Genomic DNA, 1,794 nt, shown 5'->3' on the forward strand with positions numbered 1-1,794 from the left:
TCCACCCTCCCCACCGGGGCGCGCATCCGGCTGGGCCTGCCGGACCGCCCCGTCCTGATCGACCAGGCCCGGAACGAGGAAACCACCGCATGATGCCCGCAGCCGTACTTTTCGACATGGACGGGACCCTCGTGGACACCGAGCGCCTCTGGTGGGATGCCGTGGCCGACGTGGCGTTCGGCCTGGGCCGGGAACTGGGCCCTGAAGACGGACCCGACGTCCTGGGCCGCCCCTCAGGGCACACGGCCACCCACCTCCTGGCCACCATGCCCTCCGCATGCGTCCTGAGCGCGGAGGAGCTCTCCGCCCGGCTCGATGAGGCCTTCACCGAGCTGGTGGCCCAGGAGGTGGTGCCCCGCCCCGGGGCCATGGATCTCCTCCGGCTCCTGGCCGCCGAGCGGATCCCCACCGCCATCGTCTCCGCCTCGCCGCGCCGCGTGGTGGAACTGGTCCGGGACCGGCTGGGCCGTGAGCTGTTCACGCTCGTGGTGGCCGTCGAGGACACCCCCGCGTCCAAGCCGGCCCCTGACCCCTATCTGGAAGCGGCCCGGCGGTTGGGAGCCGAACCCGCCCAGTGCGTGGTAGTGGAAGACTCCCCCGTCGGCCTCGCCGCGGCGGAAGCGGCGGGGTGCCCCGTCGTCGTCGTCCCCTCCACCGTCCCGATCGAGGCGGCGCCCGGCCGCACGCTGCTCGGCTCGCTCGAGGACGTCACGCTCGCCGTCCTGACGGACGCCCGCGAGGCTGCACGATGAGCGCGTCCACACGGCCCCGCATCATCCTGCTGGGCATCGACGGGCTCCGCTGGGACCTGGCAGCGCAGTCGACCTCCGCCGCCACCCTGAGGTCCCTGGCCGCCGAGGGCGACCACCGCGACATGACCATGGACGTCCCCACACTGTCCGGCCCGGGCTGGTCCTCGCTGCTGACCGGGACCACCCACGCGCAGCACGGCATCCGGGACAACACCTTCGTGGGGCACCGCCTCTTCGGGCACCCGGACCTGCTGTCCCGGGCCTTTTACCAGGACACCTCCACCCGGACGTTCGCGGCGGCGGGCTGGCCGCCGCTGGTCTCCCCGGAAGGGCTGGGGCCCGTCATCCACCAGCGGATGGAGCAGCAGAAGGCCGGACTGCACACGGTAGTCGCCCGCGACGGCGAGACGCACGGCTTCATCCGGATCGACGCCGAGATCGCGGACTTCACCCTCGCCGCGCTGAACTCGCACAAGGCGCCGGACGTGTCCTTCGTGTACTTCTGCGATGTGGACGACGCCGGGCATGTCTACGGGGCGCTCAGCCCGCAGTACCAGGAGGCGTTGACCAGGGTGGACCGGCACGTGGCCCGGATCCGGGACGCCGTCCTAAACCGCGCGGCCGCTCATGGTGAAGAATGGCTTCTGGTGGTGGTCGCGGATCACGGACACGTGGACGCCGGCGGACACGGCGGGGACTCCCCGGAGGAACGCGGATCGTTCATCCTCCGCTGGGCGAGCGGCGGGGACCTCAGCCCCTGGCCGGCGGTGGTGGCACCGCATGAACTGGCCGGGCTGCTTCTCGCCGAGAGGGCCGCGGACCGTTGACCACCCACAGCGCAGAACGGACAGCACGAACACCATCCCGGAGACGATCGACACCCAGCCATCCTGATCGACCGGGAGGTGCTGGAACGGAACATCACACGCATGGCCGCGGGACTCCGGGACAAGGGGCTGGCCCTCAGGCCGCACGTCAAGACCCACAAGATCCCCCCAGATCACCGCCCTGCAGCTCGAGGCGGGCGCCCTCGGCATGACCG

General features: G+C 71.7%; 2 protein-coding genes. Both read left to right on the forward strand.

Annotation, left to right across the window (positions count from 1 at the left end; translation table 11 throughout):
- Positions 1-89 precede the first annotated feature (89 nt).
- Positions 90-752, forward strand: coding sequence for an HAD family hydrolase (locus AC1DEY_RS23135; protein WP_476870039.1), 663 nt, complete (start codon positions 90-92; stop codon positions 750-752).
- Positions 749-1,579 (forward strand): alkaline phosphatase family protein, encoded by an 831-nt coding sequence (locus AC1DEY_RS23140; protein WP_476870040.1) that lies wholly within the window; start codon positions 749-751, stop codon positions 1,577-1,579. The genes AC1DEY_RS23135 and AC1DEY_RS23140 overlap by 4 nt, the downstream gene beginning before the upstream one ends.
- Positions 1,580-1,794: the final 215 nt, after the last annotated feature.

The sequence above is a fragment of the Arthrobacter sp. 05T47 genome, assembly GCF_056395825.1.

Bases quoted from the DNA above. Each gene is read 5' to 3' on its own strand.
- AC1DEY_RS23135 (WP_476870039.1), top strand. From the start codon at position 90: ATGATGCCCGCAGCCGTACTTTTCGACATGGACGGGACCCTCGTGGAC.
- AC1DEY_RS23140 (WP_476870040.1), top strand. From the start codon at position 749: ATGAGCGCGTCCACACGGCCCCGCATCATCCTGCTGGGCATCGACGGG.